This window comes from Massilia sp. Mn16-1_5, assembly GCF_004798585.1.
In the GTDB taxonomy this organism is placed as follows: Bacteria; Pseudomonadota; Gammaproteobacteria; order Burkholderiales; family Burkholderiaceae_D; genus Telluria.
The window spans coordinates 84,503-99,748 of sequence record NZ_PPXQ01000014.1 but is presented as its reverse complement, the minus strand read 5'-3'; the positions used below and the strand labels follow the sequence as shown (position 1 = coordinate 99,748).

Genomic DNA, 15,246 nt, shown 5'->3' with positions numbered 1-15,246 from the left:
CTTTTACTGCAAGGATCAGTTACCGGTCGACTTGCCGTAGGCGTCGGCATCCATCAGGCCGTCGTAGGCGCCGGCGTCGCTCGGCTTCAGCTTGAACAGCCAGGCCGCGAACGCGTCGGTGTTGATCGAGTCCGGCGCGTCGGCGGTCGCCTGGTTCACCTCGGTGACGGTGCCGCTCACTGGAGCGTAGATGTCGCTGGCCGCCTTGACCGATTCCACCACGGCGGCGTCGTCGCCGGCCGTGAAGGTCTTGCCGACCTGCGGCAGTTCGACGAACACGATGTCGCCCAGCGCGTCCTGTGCGAAGTCGGTGATGCCGACGGTCAGGGTGCCGTCTGCTTCGCGGCGGACCCACTCGTGGGACTCGGTGTATTTCAGGTCGGTTGGGATGTTCATTAAAAAGGCTCCAGGTTGGATGGTGGCGGTATTATAAATCTTAGGCAGCGAGGACTTTGCCGTTGCGGACGAAGGGCAGCTTGACGACGGTCGCGGCCAGCTTCTTGTCGCGGATCTCGACGTGCACGGTGTCGCCGACGGCGGCGTCCATCGGCACGCGCGCCAGGGCGATCGCCTGCTGCATCGACGGGCTGAAGGTGCCGCTGGTGATTTCACCAAGCGCGCCCGACGCCGAAATCACTTTCTGGTGGGCGCGCAGGATGCCGCCTTTTTCGCGCAGGATCAGGCCCAGGAACTGGGCGTTCTGGCCTTTGCTCTGCAGGGCCGCCTTGCCGATGAAGTCGCGCTCGGACACCAGGTCGATGGTCCAGGCCAGGCCCGCGTCGAGCGGGTTCACGTTCTCGTCCATGTCCTGGCCGTAGAGGTTCATGCCCGCTTCCAGGCGCAGCGTGTCGCGTGCGCCGAGGCCGGCCGGTTTCACGCCCGCCGCGATCAGGGCGTTCCACAGCGCTTCGACCTGCGAGGCCGGGACGCCGATCTCGAAACCGTCTTCGCCGGTGTAGCCGGTACGCGCGACCATGGCTTCGCCGAAGGCGGTGTCCGGCACGATCACGACGTTGAAGGGCTTCATGTCCTGCGACGCTTCCTTGGCAGTCGGCAATACTTCCCAGACCTTGGCGCGGGCGTTCGGACCCTGCACGGCAACGAGTGCGATGGCGTTCTCTCCGTCGCGGCGGCCGGTGATCGTCAGGCCGCTATTGGTGGCCTCGTTCTGCTGGCGCATCCATGCGATGTCCTTCTCGGCGGTGCCGGCGTTGACCACCAGGCGGAACCAGTCTTCGCGGAAGAAGTAGACGATCAGGTCGTCGATCACGCCGCCTTCCGGATTGAGCATGCAGGAGTAGAGCGCCTTGCCCGGCACCTGCAGCTTGTCGACGTTGTTGGCCAGCAGGCCGCGGAGAAAAGCGCGCACGTTCGTGCCTTCGAGGTCGACCACGCACATGTGCGAAACGTCGAACATGCCGGCGTCGCTGCGCACGGCGTGGTGCTCTTCGATTTGCGAACCGTAGTTGACGGGCATGTCCCAGCCGCCGAAATCGACCATCTTGGCGCCGAGTGCGCGGTGTGCGGAATTGAGCGGGGTCGCTTTGAGCGTCATGGAATCCTCAGGGCAGAATATAAGGGAGCCGCCACGCCGGCCGGAAGCCGAACGTGGGCTGCGCCCCTCTGTCCTTGGTACCTGAGAGATAGCGGATCGTTTCCGCCTGCCCCTTCGGTGGGCCTGTACAGGCCGCTCTCCAGAGTGTGGCCTTCGCGCGCCGCGCGACGACCCCTGACCGGTCCTTTTGCCTGAGAGTTTTTGGGTGATGCCCCTTCGGCGGCAGCCTGTGCTGCGCTCTCCCGGTCAAGACTGTGGAGGATATGTCACCCATGCACGCATGTCAATCTTGGCAGGGCGAATAAGCGGCCTGCATCGACTGTTGAGCCAGGGTGGGCACGCGCGCACCGTTGGAGGGCGTGCGCGCAGGCTTTTTCCTCGATTTGTTAAACTGAGGTTCACACTTTGCGGGGCAAAACAAGACTATGAGCGAAGATCAAGCGAAACAAAGCAAGGAGGCCTGGTTCACGCTGTCGGGCGACGTCAACAGCGACATGGTGCACCGGGTATTCGAAGCGGTCGGCCACATGACCGAGGACGGCATCGAGACGGCCCACGTGCTGGTGCAGTCGAACGGCGGCTATGTCAGCGACGGCTTGTGCCTGTACAACTTCATGTCGAAGTCGCCGATCGAGTTCGTCATGTACAACGGCGGGGCGGTGGCCTCGATCGCCGTCATCATGTACCTGTCGGGCACGCGCCGTTACGCCAGCGAAACAGCGCGCTTCATGGTGCACAAGTCGCATGCGACGGCATCCCCCGGTTCGCGCCCGGACGCGCTGAACATCATCGTCGAGGGCCTGCGCGCGGACGACGCCCGCACCGAGTCGATCCTGCGCAAGCACGTCGAGCTGACGCCGGAGCAGTGGGCCATCCACCAGTACTCCGACCTGCACCTGAATTCGCGCGACGCCAAGACGGCCGGCATGATCAACGAGATCACCGACTTCGCGCCGCCGAAGGGCGCGATTCTGCGCAATATCTGATGCCTGCAAATTAAATCAGGCGATTTTGTTGCCGATGCAAATAATCTTTGCAGGCAATTCTCGAATAATCACCTGCTTTCGATTATATGGCCGGGTTAACTCGAGTATATATCGATATTAATCGACGAGTCTTTTGCGATATAAACTCAAATTCGCCGATATTGTCGCGTTAGCCGGACAATAAATAAAACAAGCGACCATAATAAAAAGGCCCGGATCGCATCTGCGCTCGAGGCCTTTTTATTTCAGCGCCACCCCGGGGTGGCGTATCGAAGCGAATTAACGCTTGTTGTCGTTCTTGTGGCTTTGACGGCCGGCTTCGGCATGCTGCTCCGGCGTGCCGCCGCGCATGCCCGAGCCACCGCCGGAGCGCGAACCGGAGCCGGAACCCGATTGCTTCGAGCCCGAGCCCGAGCCGGATTGCTTGTTGCCGTCGTTCTTGTGGCTTTGACGGCCGGCTTCCGCGTGCTGCTCAGGGGTGCCACCTTGGGTGCGCTTTTGATTCGAGGCCATGATTATTTCCTTTCAAAGTTGAGAAATACGCCTGCTCTCCGAACTACTGTGTATTCAGCAGTTTTTTCGGTGTTGCAATCATGCGAGCCGGACTGTTGAACCGGTATCGGATGACCGCCTGAGCCTGTGTAGGATGTGTTCCTACACATTGAAAATAATCGATGCCCTGAATACTTCAATGTTTTTCGTTAGCGATTTTCGCGCCACGCCTTAAAACTCTTCCCAATCCATATCCGGTTTGGTCACCGCGCGCCGGATCGGCGTGACGGTTTTTGCGGCCGCGGCCGGCGCCGGCTTAGAAGGCTTGCGCGCTGCCGGCTTCGCGGCCGGCAGCTGGCGCACGGTGCCGGAGGACGCTGCTTGCGCTGCCGCGGGAGTGTCGCCGGCCAGCATGAAGGCGCCGGTCGCGCGGCCCAGGCTGGCGGCCTGTTCGCGCACCGCCGTGGCGGCCGCGGCCGACTGTTCGACCAAGGCCGCGTTCTGCTGGGTCGCCTGGTCCATCGCCGCAATCGCGCCATTCACCTGTTCGATGCCGGCGGTCTGCTCGGCGCTGGCGGCGGCGATCTCGCCGATGATGTCGGTGACGCGCTTGACGCTGGTGACCACCTCGTCCATCGTGCGTCCGGCCTTGTCCACCAGCTGGGTGCCGGCATCGACCTTCGCCACCGAATCGTCGATCAGGGCCTTGATTTCCTTGGCTGCGGCCGCGGAGCGCTGGGCCAGGCTGCGCACCTCCGACGCCACCACCGCGAAGCCGCGTCCCTGTTCGCCGGCACGCGCCGCTTCGACCGCCGCGTTCAGGGCGAGGATATTGGTCTGGAAGGCGATGCCGTCGATCACGCCGATGATCTCGGCAATGCGCTTCGAGGAATCGTTGATCGAGGCCATGGTGCCGACCACGTCGCTGACGACGGCGCCGCCTTTCACGGCCACCTCGGATGCGGACAGCGCCAGCTTGCTGGCCGTATGCGCGGAGTCGGCGTTCTGGCGGACGGTGGCGATCAGTTCTTCCATCGACGAGGCCGTTTCTTCGAGCGAGGCCGCCTGCTGCTCGGTGCGCTTCGAGAGGTCCATGTTGCCGGTCGCGATTTCCGTGGTGCCGGTGGCGATGCCGGCCGCGCCCACGCGCACGTCGGCGATCATCGCGGCCAGCTTGCCGGCCAGCGTGCTCAGGGCCGCCATCAGCGTGCCGGATTCACCCGCTGCGGCCGGTGTGCCGCTTGCCGTGCGCACCCGCAGGTCGCCATCGAGCAGGCGCTGGGCCAGGGCCAGCGCGTCGCGTACCGGCCGCTGTGCTTCGCGCACGATCCAGGAGGCCAGCAGGCCGGTCACGGCCAGGCCGCCGGCCAGGCAGAGCCAAACGCCCCCGCGTAGCGGCGCGGCGGCTGGGCCCAGTTGCGCCATCAGCCACAGCACACAGACGCAAGCCAGCAGGAACAGCAGCGCGAAGGCGCCAACGATCTTGAAGCGGGTGTCGAGCTGACGAATCTGTTTCATGGAAGCTTCCTCGGAGGGGATGGAGTGGAGGGGACTTTGTTATGTTAGGGAAACAAAAAGCCTGGCATTTGCGTCATCGCAAGCTAAAGAGTCCGGCTAGGGTGCCGTGAACGAGGGGAAGGGAAGCGCGGCGCCTAGAGCGCCTAACAAAACCGCCATGGCTGCGTTGCAGCGCCTCGCCGTACTCTAGTACTGTCTTCGGCGCTGCGCCTTGCCCTGACGGTTTTCTTAGGCACTCTCAAGCGCACGAATAATTTTTAACCCTAACTATTGCCATGCAGCAATAATGTGCAACAATACCGTGTCGGCGCAGCTGCGCCACAGGAAGAAATAAGCCATGGCCCACGCTGCCAATGATCACGCTCAAGCCAAGCCGCCCGCGCCCCCGCGCGAGGTGCTGGCCGAGCTCGTGCGCGACGCGAGCGCCGCCGCCAACGAGCAGCTGGGCGCCATGGTCAACCGAATGGTGGCGGCGCTCGGCGACATGACCACGGGCGGCCTCGATCCGCAGGCCGCCTACCGCCGCGCCAAGGCCGGCGCGCTCCTGAAAAACAATAGTTACGCCTTCGTCCACCTGGCCGGCGAAGCGATCGAGCGCGCGCTGCGCGAAGCGGTCGACGAGCTGGTCCCGGGCGCGAAAAGCCGCGCCGACGCCGTATCGCTCAGCCTGGTGCCGCTGGAAGAGATCGACAACCGGATCGCCTTCGGCACCCTGTGCCGGCCTTTCGAGATCGCCCATTCCGAGGTGCTGGCCAGCCTGTGCGTGCGCATCGGCATGCTGCTCGGGCGCGCGCTGCTGCGTCCCGGCCAGAATCCCTTCCGCCCGGAAGTTTTCGTCTCCGCCATCCACGACGCCTGGCGCGCCTTTGCGCCGGAAGCCGACGACCATCCGCTGCTGCTGCCGCTGCTGCGCCCCGAGCTTTTCCTCGACCTGGGGCCGCTCCTGGCGGCGGCGGACGCGGCCCTGTGTGCGCGCAGCAAGCAGGCGCGTGAACGCTTCCACATCAGCAAGACCAGCGACACGGGCCGTGGCCGCCGCCCCGGCATGGACGCGGCGCTGGCGCAGCAACTGCGCAGCCTGCTCGGCAGCGACGGCGAGGGCGCCCCGCTGGTGCCGGACTTACCGAATATGCCGCAAGGGAATGGTTGGCGGCCGAGTTCCGCGGCCGGGTTCGCCCAGGCAGCGCCGGCCGCAGCCGCGGCCAGTGGCGCCGCCGGTACGCCGGCAAGCGCGCGGCCGGCCGCCGGCGCCCATCCCGGTTTCGGACCCGGCCAATCGGGTAGCGCCACCGCCGCACCCGGCTTCGTACCGGCAGGCGAGGGCGCGCCTGGCCCGGTGATGCCCGCCAGCTCGTTCGGCCAGCCCGGCGCATTGCTCGAACTGCTGGCCGGATTGCCGCTGCCGGCGGCCGGGTCCGCCGCTCAGCCCGGCCAGGCCGGCGCCGCTGTCCCGCACAACGGGCACAACGTCTTTTATCTGCCGCGCTTCAAGCAGAGCCTGCCCCAGGGCGCGCTGCCGCGCGGCGAGGAACATACCCTCGACCTGTTGTCGCGCATTTTTGAAACGGTGCTGCTGGACGACAGCATTCCGCCCGAGACCCGCGAACTGATCCGCTTCCTGCAGGTGCCGGTGCTGAAGGCGGCGCTGCTCGACCAGAACTTCTTCTTCGAGGAAGCGCACCCGGCGCGGCGCATGATCGACCTGCTCTCGAACATGGGCTGGGAGGGCCGCAAGGGCGTCGACGATCCGGTGATGCAGGCCATGCAGCGCGGGGTCGAGCGCATCGGGCGCGAAGGCGACGCCCAGCCGGCCGTGTTCGCCGAGGCGGTGGCGGAACTGGAAGCGCAACTGGCGGTGGAGGAACGGGCGGCCGAGGAAGCGATCGCCGCGCCGATCGCACGCGCCACGAAGATCGAAAAGCAGACGGTGGCCGCGCGTTCGGCGCGCCAGGCCGTGCGCGTGCGCATGGCGGATGGCGAGCTGGTCGGCGTGGTCTCGAGCTTCCTCGAGCAGCGCTGGGTCGACGTGCTGACCTTTGCCTACCTGATCGAGGAAGAGCGGCCGGGCGCGATCGAGAACGCCACCCAGACGATGGACGAGCTGGTCTGGACCGTGAAGCCGAAAGCCACGCAGGAGCAGCGCAAGGCCCTGCTTGCCAAGCTCCCCAGCCTGCTCACCGCCCTCAACAAATGGCTGGACGCCATCAAGTGGCGCGATGCCGAACGCCTGGACTTCTTTGCCGAACTGGCGAAATGCCACCTGTCGATCGTGCGCGCGCCACTGGAACTGTCGCCGGAGCGCCAGCTTGAACTGGCGGTCGAGGCCGCCCAGCAGGACGCGCTGCGCCGCATCGCCCTGGAACAGGCGGCGGCCCAGGAAGAGGCGGTGGAGCCGGACGATGCCGCCAGCCTGGTCGAGACACTGGAGCGCGGCGCGCGCCTGGAGTTCAGGCAGCCCGATGGCAGCGTGCGCAAGCTCAAGCTGGCTTGGGTCAGTCCGCTGCGCACGCTCTTCATTTTCTCGGGCGGCCTGCGCCAGGAAGCCTTTTCGCTGGCGGCCGAGAAGCTGCTCGAGGGCCTGCGCAGCGGGGCGGTCCGGGTCCTTGCGCTCGAGGGTGTGGTGGGGCGCGTGCTGACCGAGGCGCTGCAGGATGCCGTCAACGATCCGACGCCATTGCGCGCCTGAGCAAAAAAACCGGCGCACGCGGCGCCGGCTTCTTCACCTCTTGGGATTCAAACCTGCTTGCGACGGCGCAGCATGCCCAGGCCGGCCACGCCGAGGCCGAACAGGGCCAGCGAGCCCGGTTCCGGGACTTCGTTGCTGACAAGCTCGTAATAGATGCTGCCGTTCCAGATGCGTGGCGTGAAAGTGTCACCGAACGCGTAAGCCTTGCCCGCACCTTCCAGGATTGCCAGGTAGTCATCTTGGCTAGCGATGTTGCCGACGGCGCTACCGTTTGTGTAGTTCAGCCAGCCGCCAGTGCTGACAGTGATGTACAGGCCCGTCGTCGTGCTCGCGTCCAGGTGGAAGTCGGCGACGTCGAGGAAGGTCGCCTGGCCGGCGCCATTGCCCGTGAGGCTCAGGTTGTCGACCATCGACCAGGCATTGCGGTCATTCGATGCACCCAGCCAGCTACCGTCCTTCCTGTAGATCTCGACCGTGTGGGTGCCGGCATCCAGGTTCAGGTTGAAGCCCGTGACCGTCAGCGCGCTGCCCTTGGTGACGACGTCGAACATGTTGCCGTTATGGCTGTTGTTGTTGGCGAAGGTCGTCGTCAGGACAGCGGCGTGGGCGCTGGCACAGAAGGCGAGGGCGAGGGTGGCGGCAAAGACGAGTTTCTTCATGGTTTTCCTCTGGAAATAGTGTGTGCTGCATGACACAGCAAGCTGCATGCCAGCAATTTCCAAGAAGAAAATTTCCTATTGAAATCAATAAGTTATTTTTGACAACCTTTATTATTCAGCAATATCATTTCCTGTACTGTAAAGATTCTCGACAAAATCCAAGTTGTCTGTGTGCCCGAGCGGGCTTCTGCATCAGCACGATCGGACCTCGTCAACCCGCGTCCATGCCAGAAACTTGGCCGAAAAGCAAGCAACAGATGGTATGATGCGTGCTTTATCGATTCCCTCATAGCCGAACCAAGGTGCGACTATCCTCCATTAAATTGTCGGGATTTAAGTCCTTCGTCGATCCCACCAATTTCCAGGTCCCCGGGCAGCTGGTCGGCGTGGTCGGTCCGAATGGCTGCGGCAAGTCGAACATCATCGACGCCGTGCGCTGGGTGCTGGGCGAATCGAAAGCATCCGAGCTGCGCGGCGAGTCGATGCAGGACGTGATCTTCAACGGCTCGACCCACCGCAAGCCCTCGGGCCGCGCCTCGGTCGAACTCGTGTTCGACAACAGCCTTGGCAAGGCCGCCGGCCAGTGGGGCCAGTACGGCGAGATCGCGGTCAAGCGCACCCTCACGCGCGACGGCACCTCGACCTACTACATCAACGGCCAGCCGGTACGCCGGCGCGACATCCAGGACATCTTCCTCGGCACCGGTCTCGGTCCGCGCGCCTACGCCATCATCGGCCAGGGCATGATCGCGCGCATCATCGAATCGCGTCCGGAAGAACTGCGCGTCTTCCTCGAGGAAGCGGCGGGCGTCTCCAAATACAAGGAACGCCGGCGCGAGACCGAGAATCGCCTGTCGGACACCCGCGAGAACCTGCTGCGCGTGGAAGACATCCTGCGCGAGCTGAACGCCAACCTGGAAAAGCTCGAAGCCCAGGCGGCGGTAGCGAACCGCTTCCACCAGCTGCAAAGCGACCAGGAAGAAAAGCAGAAGCTGCTCTGGCTGCTGCGCAAGAACGAAGCCAAGGCCGAACAGGCGCGCTACTTCAAGGAGATGGAAGAAGCGCAGAACAGCCTCGAAGAACAGACCGCCAAGCTGCGCAACGTCGAACTCGAACTCGAGCACCTGCGCCAGCATCACTTCGCCGTGGGCGACCGCCTGCACACGGCGCAGGGCGCGCTGTACCAGACCAATTCCGAGATCGGCAGCCTGGAAGCGCAGATCAAGTTCGTGATCGAGTCGCGCACCCGCCTGCAGAACCAGCTCGGCACCCTGGCTGCCCAGCGCGACCAGTGGCTGGCCCAGGCACAGGAATACGAAGAGCAGATCGAGGAAGCGACCTATCAAGTCGAAGAGCTGGCCGCGCGCGCGGAAGGCGCCCAGATCGCGGTCGAGGCCCAGAACGAGCGCCTGCCGGAACTCGACGCGGCCTGGCGCGAAGCCCAGCGCCGCGGCGACGAAGCGCGCGCCCGCATCGGCGAAGTGCGCCAGCGCATCGAGCTGGCCGCGGCCCACGGCCGCAACGCCGGCAACATCCTGAGCGGCCTCGCCACCCGGCGCGAGCGCCTGCAAGCCGAGAAGAAGGCGCTGGCGCCGCCCGACAGCGCGCACCTGGCCAACCTGCGCATGCAGCTGGAAGAAAAGCAGCAGGCACTGGAAGAGCAGACCCTGATGCAGGAAGAGGCCGCAGCCGGCCAGGAAGCGGCCGAGACCGAAAGGCGCGAAGCGCAGGCCGCGGCGCAATCGGAGAGCGCGAAGAACGCCCAGCTGGAAGCGCGCCTGTCGGCCCTGAAGCAGATGCAGGAGCGGGTGCAAACCCAAGGCAAGGTCGCGCCCTGGCTGAAAAAGCACGAGCTCGATGCGCTGCCGCGCCTGTGGCAGAAGGTGCAGATCGAGGAGGGCTGGGAGACCGCGCTGGAAGCCGTGCTGCGCGAACGCGCCGGCGCGCTCGAACTCTCCAACATCGAGTGGGCCAAGGCCTTTGCCGGCGATGCGCCGCCTGCGCGCCTGGCGCTGTACGCACCTGCGCCGAGCGCGCCGGCCGCGCCCGACGTCGTCGGCCTCAAATCCTTCGCCACGCTGCTGAAGCTGAACGACCCCGGCGTGCGCGGCGTCCTCAACGACTGGCTGCACCTGGTGTTCATCGCCGAGACGGTCACCGAGGCCTTTGCCGAGCGCGCGCGCCTGCCGCAGGGCGGCTCCTTCGTTACCCGCCAGGGCCACGTCGTGACCGGCACCAGCGTGCGCTTCTACGCGGCCGACGCCGAGCAGGACGGCATGCTGCAGCGCCAGCACGACATCGACCACACGACGACCCAGCTGCGCGCCCAGGCCTTGCTGACGGACGATGCGCGCACCCGCGCCGTGCGCGCGGAGGCGGCGGTGACGGAACTGACGCGCCGCCTGCAGGACGCGCGCGCCCGCATCGCCACCCTGCAGCGCGAAACCCATGCGCTGCAGATCGAGGTGGTGCGCCAGAACGAAGTCGAATCGCGCTTCAACCAGAGGAGCAGCCAGATCGACGTCGATCTCGCCGAGATCGCGGCCCAGGAGGAAGAGCAGCGCATGGTCCAGCAAGAGGCCGAGCAGCAGTTCGAAACCCTGGATGCCGAACTGGCCGAACTGCAGGGCAGCTTCGAGGACGGGCAAACGCTGTTCCTGCAGCGCGAAGCGGCGCTCAGCGAAGCGCGCGACAAGCTGCGCGAACTGGAACGCGGCGCCCAGGAAGCGCTGTTCGCCGAGAAGACGGGCCGCGCCCGCATCGAGGAACTGCGGCGCAGCATCGCCACCGCGACGCAACAGGCACAGCAAGTGGCCGAATCGCTCAGCGGCGGCCAGGCCGAACTGGCGGCGCTGGAAAGCGGCACCGCCCACGAGGGCTTGCAGGAACTGCTCGATCGCCGCACGAACCAGGAAAAAGCCCTGTCGGACGCGCGCCATGAACTCGACCAGGTGGCGCAGCAGCTGCGCCATGCGGAAGAGTCGCGCATGGGCTCCGAGCGCAACCTGCAGCCGCAGCGCGACCGCATCACGGAAATGCAGCTGAAGGAGCAAGCCGCGCGCCTGAACCAGGAGCAGTTCGCCGAAGCACTCAGCGCCACCGGCGCCGATGAAGCGGCGCTGGCCTTGAAGCTCGATCCGGAGCTGAAGCCGCAGTACCTGCAGGGCGAGGTCACGCGCCTGACGAATGCGATCTCCGCGCTGGGTGCGGTCAACCTGGCCGCGGTCGAGGAACTGGCGACTGCCACCGAAAGGAAGCGCTTCCTCGATTCGCAGAACGCGGACCTGAACGAAGCCATCGCCACGCTGGAAGACGCGATCCGCCGCATCGACAAGGAAACGCGCGACCTGCTGCAGGACACCTTCGAGCGCGTCAACACGCATTTCTCGGAACTGTTCCCGATCCTGTTCGGCGGCGGACAAGCGCGGCTGGTGATGACGGGCGACGAGATCCTCGATGCCGGCGTCCAGGTCATGGCCCAGCCGCCGGGCAAGAAGAACGCGACCATCCACCTGTTGTCGGGCGGCGAAAAGGCGCTGACCGCGACGGCACTCGTGTTCTCCATGTTCCGTTTGAACCCGGCGCCGTTCTGCCTGCTCGATGAGGTCGACGCGCCGCTCGACGACGCCAATACCGAGCGCTTCTGCCGCATGGTGAAGCGCATGTCGGACCATACCCAATTCCTCTTCATCTCGCACAACAAGATTGCGATGGAGATGGCCAATCAACTGATCGGTGTGACGATGCAGGAGCAGGGCGTATCGCGCATCGTGGCGGTGGACATGGAGTCCGCCGCCCACTTCGCACAAGAGGCACAAGCAGCATGACAGACTTCCAAATGAGCCTGATCGCGGCGGGCGGCGTATTCGTCGTCGGCGTCATCACCTACAACAAGTGGCAGGAGCACAAGGCGCGCAAGACCGTCGAACGCGCCTTCGCGTCCGACCATGACGATGTCCTGATGCGTCCCGACGGCACCCCGAGCGAGCGCAGCGAACCGGTGCTCGACATCGGTTCCACGCCTTCGATGGGGCCGGTCGAGCCGGGCTTCGGCACCGGTGCGGCCACCGGTGTCTCCGGCGACACCGGCAGCGGCGAGGCCGCCGAGTCCCTGGCGCCGGCCGCGCCGCTGCCCGGCATCGCGCCGGATGCCGCACCGGCCGAGGTGGCCGAGAACCTGGTCGACCCGCTGATCGACTGCATGGTCCCGCTGGCCCTGGAAGGCGCGGCGCGCGGCGACAAGATCCTGCCGGCCCTGCACAAGCTGCGCCGCGTCGGCAACAAGCCGATCCACTACATCGGCCTGGCCGTGAACGGCGACTGGGAACCGATCGTGCACGGCGGCGTGTACACCAAGCTGCAGGCCGGCGTGCAGATGGCGACCCGCACGACTGCCTTGAACGAGCTGGAATACTCGGAACTGGTGACGCGCCTGCGCGCCGTGGCCGACGAGATCGGCGCCGAGCCGGAAGTGCCGGACATGATCGAAGTGATGAGCGAAGCGCGCACCCTGCACCGTTTTGTTGCCGGCCACGATGCCCAGCTGGGCGTGAACCTGAAGTCGAACGGCGCGCCATGGGCGATGTCGACCCTGATCGGCGCGCTGGAAAACGCCGGCTTCGACGTCCGTCCCGACGGCCGCTTCGCCATGCCCGACGGCGCCGGCGGCGTGCTGTTCACGCTTTCGACCAACGTCAACATGGGCGCCGACTCCACCGACCGCCTGACCCTGCTGCTCGACGTGCCTTGCGTGGCCCCGAGCCGCGACGGCTTCGGCGCAATGGTGAAGTGCGCGAAGGACCTGATGCTGCGCCTGGACGCGACCATGGTCGACGACTTCGAGCAGCCGCTGCTGGACGCGACCCTGGACGAAATCGCCGGCCAGGTGAAGGACTTCTATACCGAAATGGAAGCGGCCGACATCCCGGCCGGCTCGACGCGCGCGCTGCGCCTGTTCAGCTGAGGTCTCGATGACGGAGCAAGCTGACTATCTGGCGCGCATGAAAGCGCTGGTCGAGGAACTGAACCGCCACATCTACAACTACCACGTGCTCGACGCGCCGACGATTCCGGACGCCGAGTACGACCGCATGTTCCGCGAACTGCAGGCGCTGGAAGCCGAGCATCCGGAAGCCGTCTCGCCCGACACGCCGACTTCGCGCGTGGGCGCCGCGCCCATCCCCGAGTTCAAGCAGGTGACGCACGCGGTGCCGATGCTCTCGCTGAACAACGGCTTCCAGGATGAGGACGTCGACAACTTCGACCGCCGCGTGCGCGAAGGACTGGACCTGAACCCGAACGCGGGCGAGGTCGATTACGCCGCCGAACTGAAGTTCGACGGCCTGGCCATGAGCCTGCGCTACGAGAAGGGCGTGTTCGTGCAGGCCGCCACCCGCGGCGACGGCTATACGGGCGAGGACGTCACCGCCAACATCCGCACCGTGCGCGTGATCCCGCTGCGCCTGCATGGGAGCGACATCCCGGACATCCTGGAAGTGCGCGGCGAAGTCCTGATGTTCAAGGACGACTTCGCCAAGCTGAATGCGCGCCAGCGCGAGGCCGGCCAGAAGGAATTCGCCAATCCGAGGAATGCCGCCGCCGGCAGCCTGCGCCAGCTCGATGCCCGCATGACGGCCCAGCGTAAACTCCGCTTCTTCGCCTATGGCATCGGCTTGCTGGAAGGCGCCGACATGCCGGAATCGCATTCCGCCGTGCTCGACTGGTTCGACCGCCTCGGCCTGCCCGTGTCGAAGGAGCGCGCCGTCGTGAAAGGCCGCGACGGCCTGCTCGACTACTACCGCAGCATTGGAGAAAAGCGGCCAACGCTGCCCTACGAGATCGACGGTGTCGTCTATAAAGTCGACCGCCTGGCCGACCAGCGCCAGCTCGGCTTCGTTTCACGCGCGCCGCGCTTCGCCCTGGCCCATAAATTCCCGGCCGAGGAAGCGCTGACGGTCGTCTCGGCGATCGACGTTCAGGTCGGCCGTACCGGCGCCATCACGCCGGTGGCGCGCCTGGTGCCGGTGTCGGTGGGCGGCGTGACCGTCACGAATGCGACCCTGCACAACGAGGACGAAGTGCGGAGAAAAGACGTGCGCGTGGGCGACACGGTGGTCGTGCGCCGCGCGGGCGACGTGATTCCCGAGGTGCTGTCGGTGGTGCTGGAGCGCCGGCCGCAACCTGAACCGATGATCTACACGCTCCCGGGCACCTGTCCGGTGTGCGGCTCGCACGTGGTGCGTGAAGAAGGCGAATCCGTCGCGCGCTGCTCGGGAGGCCTGAGCTGCGCCGCCCAGCGCAAGGAAGCGATCCGCCACTTCGCCGGCCGCCGCATGATGGACATCGAAGGCCTGGGCGACCGCTACATCGACAGCCTGGTCGAGTGCAACCTGATCCACGGCGTAGCCGACCTGTATAAACTGAACCTGGACGACCTGCTCAAGATGAAGCGCCTCGCCGACGAGCGTGAAGGCACGACGCCGGAGACGGTCAAGCAGGGCAAGGTGCCGACCAAGTGGGCCGATAACCTGCTGAACGCGATCGCCGCCAGCAAGCACCCGCCGCTCGAACGCCTGCTGTTCGCGCTCGGCATCCGCCACGTCGGCGAGTCGACCGCGAAGACCCTGGCCGACTGGCTCGGTTCCCTGGCGCTGGTGCGGCGCGCGCCGGCGGCCTTGCTGCGCGTACTGCCCGACATTGGCGGGACCGTGGCCGAATCGATTGCCGACTTCTTCGCCGAGCCGAAGAACCAGGCCGCGCTCGACGCGCTCCTGGCGGCCGGCGTGGCGCCAAGCGGCGAGCATGCGCCCAAGGCCGCGCTGCGCGAACGCCTGGACGAGGTCGAACTGCTCGCCGCGCTCGGCATCCCGAAACTGACCGAGCCGCGTGCGCGCCAGCTGCTGGCCGGGCGCACGCTCGAAGACCTGGCGCACCTGCGCGTGTTCAGCGTGTTCGGCCTGCCGGAAGCGAACGTCGCGGCGCTGGAAGCCTGGATGGCCGAATCTGGCAGGCGCGAGACGCTGCAGGCCCTCTCGAGCCTGCGCGGCGAACTGCTCGCCCAGCTGCCGGAGCAAAGCGAAGAAGTGCAGGGCGGCCTCGCCGGCCAGACCTTCGTGCTGACCGGGACGCTGCCGACCATGTCGCGCGACGAAGCGGGCGCGCTGATCGAGGCCGCCGGCGGCAAGGTGTCGGGCTCGGTATCGAAGAAGACCTCCTACGTCGTCGCCGGCGCGGAAGCGGGCAGCAAGCTGGCCAAGGCCGAATCGCTCGGCGTGACCGTGCTCGACGAGGCAGGCCTGCTGGCGCTGCTGGCCCAGGCGCAGGCCCAATAAAGAACAAGGCAGGAGATCA

Annotated in this window: 10 protein-coding genes and 2 riboswitches; of the genes, 5 read left to right on the top strand and 5 right to left on the bottom strand. The window is 65.9% G+C overall.

Annotated elements, in window-relative coordinates:
- Positions 1-15: 15 nt before the first annotated feature.
- Both gcvH and gcvT read right to left on the bottom strand, forming a co-directional pair.
- Positions 16-396, bottom strand: coding sequence for a glycine cleavage system protein GcvH (gene gcvH / locus C2862_RS17465; RefSeq protein WP_136221417.1), 381 nt, complete (start codon positions 394-396; stop codon positions 16-18).
- Between the two features lie 40 nt (positions 397-436).
- Positions 437-1,555 carry a glycine cleavage system aminomethyltransferase GcvT gene (gcvT, locus tag C2862_RS17460; protein WP_136221416.1) on the bottom strand — a complete coding sequence of 373 codons (1,119 nt, stop codon included), beginning with the start codon at positions 1,553-1,555 and terminating at the stop codon, positions 437-439.
- Positions 1,556-1,613: 58 nt separating this feature from the next.
- Positions 1,614-1,708: riboswitch (glycine riboswitch) on the bottom strand.
- Between the two features lie 16 nt (positions 1,709-1,724).
- Positions 1,725-1,810, bottom strand: a riboswitch (glycine riboswitch).
- Positions 1,811-1,980: 170 nt separating this feature from the next.
- On the opposite strand from gcvT, the gene C2862_RS17455 reads away from it, so the two are divergent.
- Positions 1,981-2,541 carry an ATP-dependent Clp protease proteolytic subunit gene (locus tag C2862_RS17455; RefSeq protein WP_136221415.1) on the top strand — a complete coding sequence of 187 codons (561 nt, stop codon included), beginning with the start codon at positions 1,981-1,983 and terminating at the stop codon, positions 2,539-2,541.
- A 279-nt stretch (positions 2,542-2,820) separates the two neighbouring features.
- Here C2862_RS17455 and C2862_RS17450 read toward each other — a convergent pair whose 3' ends face one another.
- Positions 2,821-3,054: a hypothetical protein gene (locus C2862_RS17450; protein ID WP_136221414.1), complete on the bottom strand. Its 234-nt coding sequence runs from the start codon at positions 3,052-3,054 to the stop codon at positions 2,821-2,823.
- 210 nt (positions 3,055-3,264) lie between these two features.
- On the bottom strand, positions 3,265-4,551 hold the full coding sequence (locus C2862_RS17445; protein ID WP_136221413.1) for a methyl-accepting chemotaxis protein: 1,287 nt from the start codon (positions 4,549-4,551) through the stop codon (positions 3,265-3,267).
- A gap of 337 nt (positions 4,552-4,888) precedes the next feature.
- Here C2862_RS17445 and C2862_RS17440 point away from each other — a divergent pair, with 337 nt between their 5' ends.
- Entirely contained in the window at positions 4,889-7,237 is a 2,349-nt protein-coding gene (locus C2862_RS17440; RefSeq protein WP_136221412.1) for a DUF1631 family protein, read from the top strand.
- A gap of 47 nt (positions 7,238-7,284) precedes the next feature.
- On the opposite strand, the gene C2862_RS25545 is transcribed toward C2862_RS17440, so the two are convergent.
- Positions 7,285-7,896 carry a PEP-CTERM sorting domain-containing protein gene (locus tag C2862_RS25545; protein ID WP_210736034.1) on the bottom strand — a complete coding sequence of 204 codons (612 nt, stop codon included), beginning with the start codon at positions 7,894-7,896 and terminating at the stop codon, positions 7,285-7,287.
- A 302-nt stretch (positions 7,897-8,198) separates the two neighbouring features.
- Here C2862_RS25545 and smc point away from each other — a divergent pair, with 302 nt between their 5' ends.
- The 3 genes from smc to ligA are packed head-to-tail and all read left to right on the top strand — an operon-like array spanning position 8,199 to position 15,227.
- Positions 8,199-11,723, top strand: coding sequence for a chromosome segregation protein SMC (gene smc / locus C2862_RS17430; protein WP_136221411.1), 3,525 nt, complete (start codon positions 8,199-8,201; stop codon positions 11,721-11,723).
- Positions 11,720-12,859, top strand: a complete 1,140-nt coding sequence (locus C2862_RS17425; RefSeq protein ID WP_136221410.1) for a cell division protein ZipA C-terminal FtsZ-binding domain-containing protein — start codon at positions 11,720-11,722, stop codon at positions 12,857-12,859. Before smc ends, C2862_RS17425 begins: the two co-directional genes overlap by 4 nt.
- Before the next feature lie 37 nt (positions 12,860-12,896).
- Entirely contained in the window at positions 12,897-15,227 is a 2,331-nt protein-coding gene (ligA, locus tag C2862_RS17420; protein WP_373888262.1) for an NAD-dependent DNA ligase LigA, read from the top strand.
- Positions 15,228-15,246 lie beyond the last annotated feature (19 nt).

Coding starts and splice junctions, on each gene's coding strand:
- gcvH (WP_136221417.1), bottom strand. CDS start 396: ATGAACATCCCAACCGACCTGAAATACACCGAGTCCCACGAGTGGGTC.
- gcvT (WP_136221416.1), bottom strand. CDS start 1,555: ATGACGCTCAAAGCGACCCCGCTCAATTCCGCACACCGCGCACTCGGC.
- C2862_RS17455 (WP_136221415.1), top strand. CDS start 1,981: ATGAGCGAAGATCAAGCGAAACAAAGCAAGGAGGCCTGGTTCACGCTG.
- C2862_RS17450 (WP_136221414.1), bottom strand. CDS start 3,054: ATGGCCTCGAATCAAAAGCGCACCCAAGGTGGCACCCCTGAGCAGCAC.
- C2862_RS17445 (WP_136221413.1), bottom strand. CDS start 4,551: ATGAAACAGATTCGTCAGCTCGACACCCGCTTCAAGATCGTTGGCGCC.
- C2862_RS17440 (WP_136221412.1), top strand. CDS start 4,889: ATGGCCCACGCTGCCAATGATCACGCTCAAGCCAAGCCGCCCGCGCCC.
- C2862_RS25545 (WP_210736034.1), bottom strand. CDS start 7,896: ATGAAGAAACTCGTCTTTGCCGCCACCCTCGCCCTCGCCTTCTGTGCC.
- C2862_RS17425 (WP_136221410.1), top strand. CDS start 11,720: ATGACAGACTTCCAAATGAGCCTGATCGCGGCGGGCGGCGTATTCGTC.
- ligA (WP_373888262.1), top strand. CDS start 12,897: ATGAAAGCGCTGGTCGAGGAACTGAACCGCCACATCTACAACTACCAC.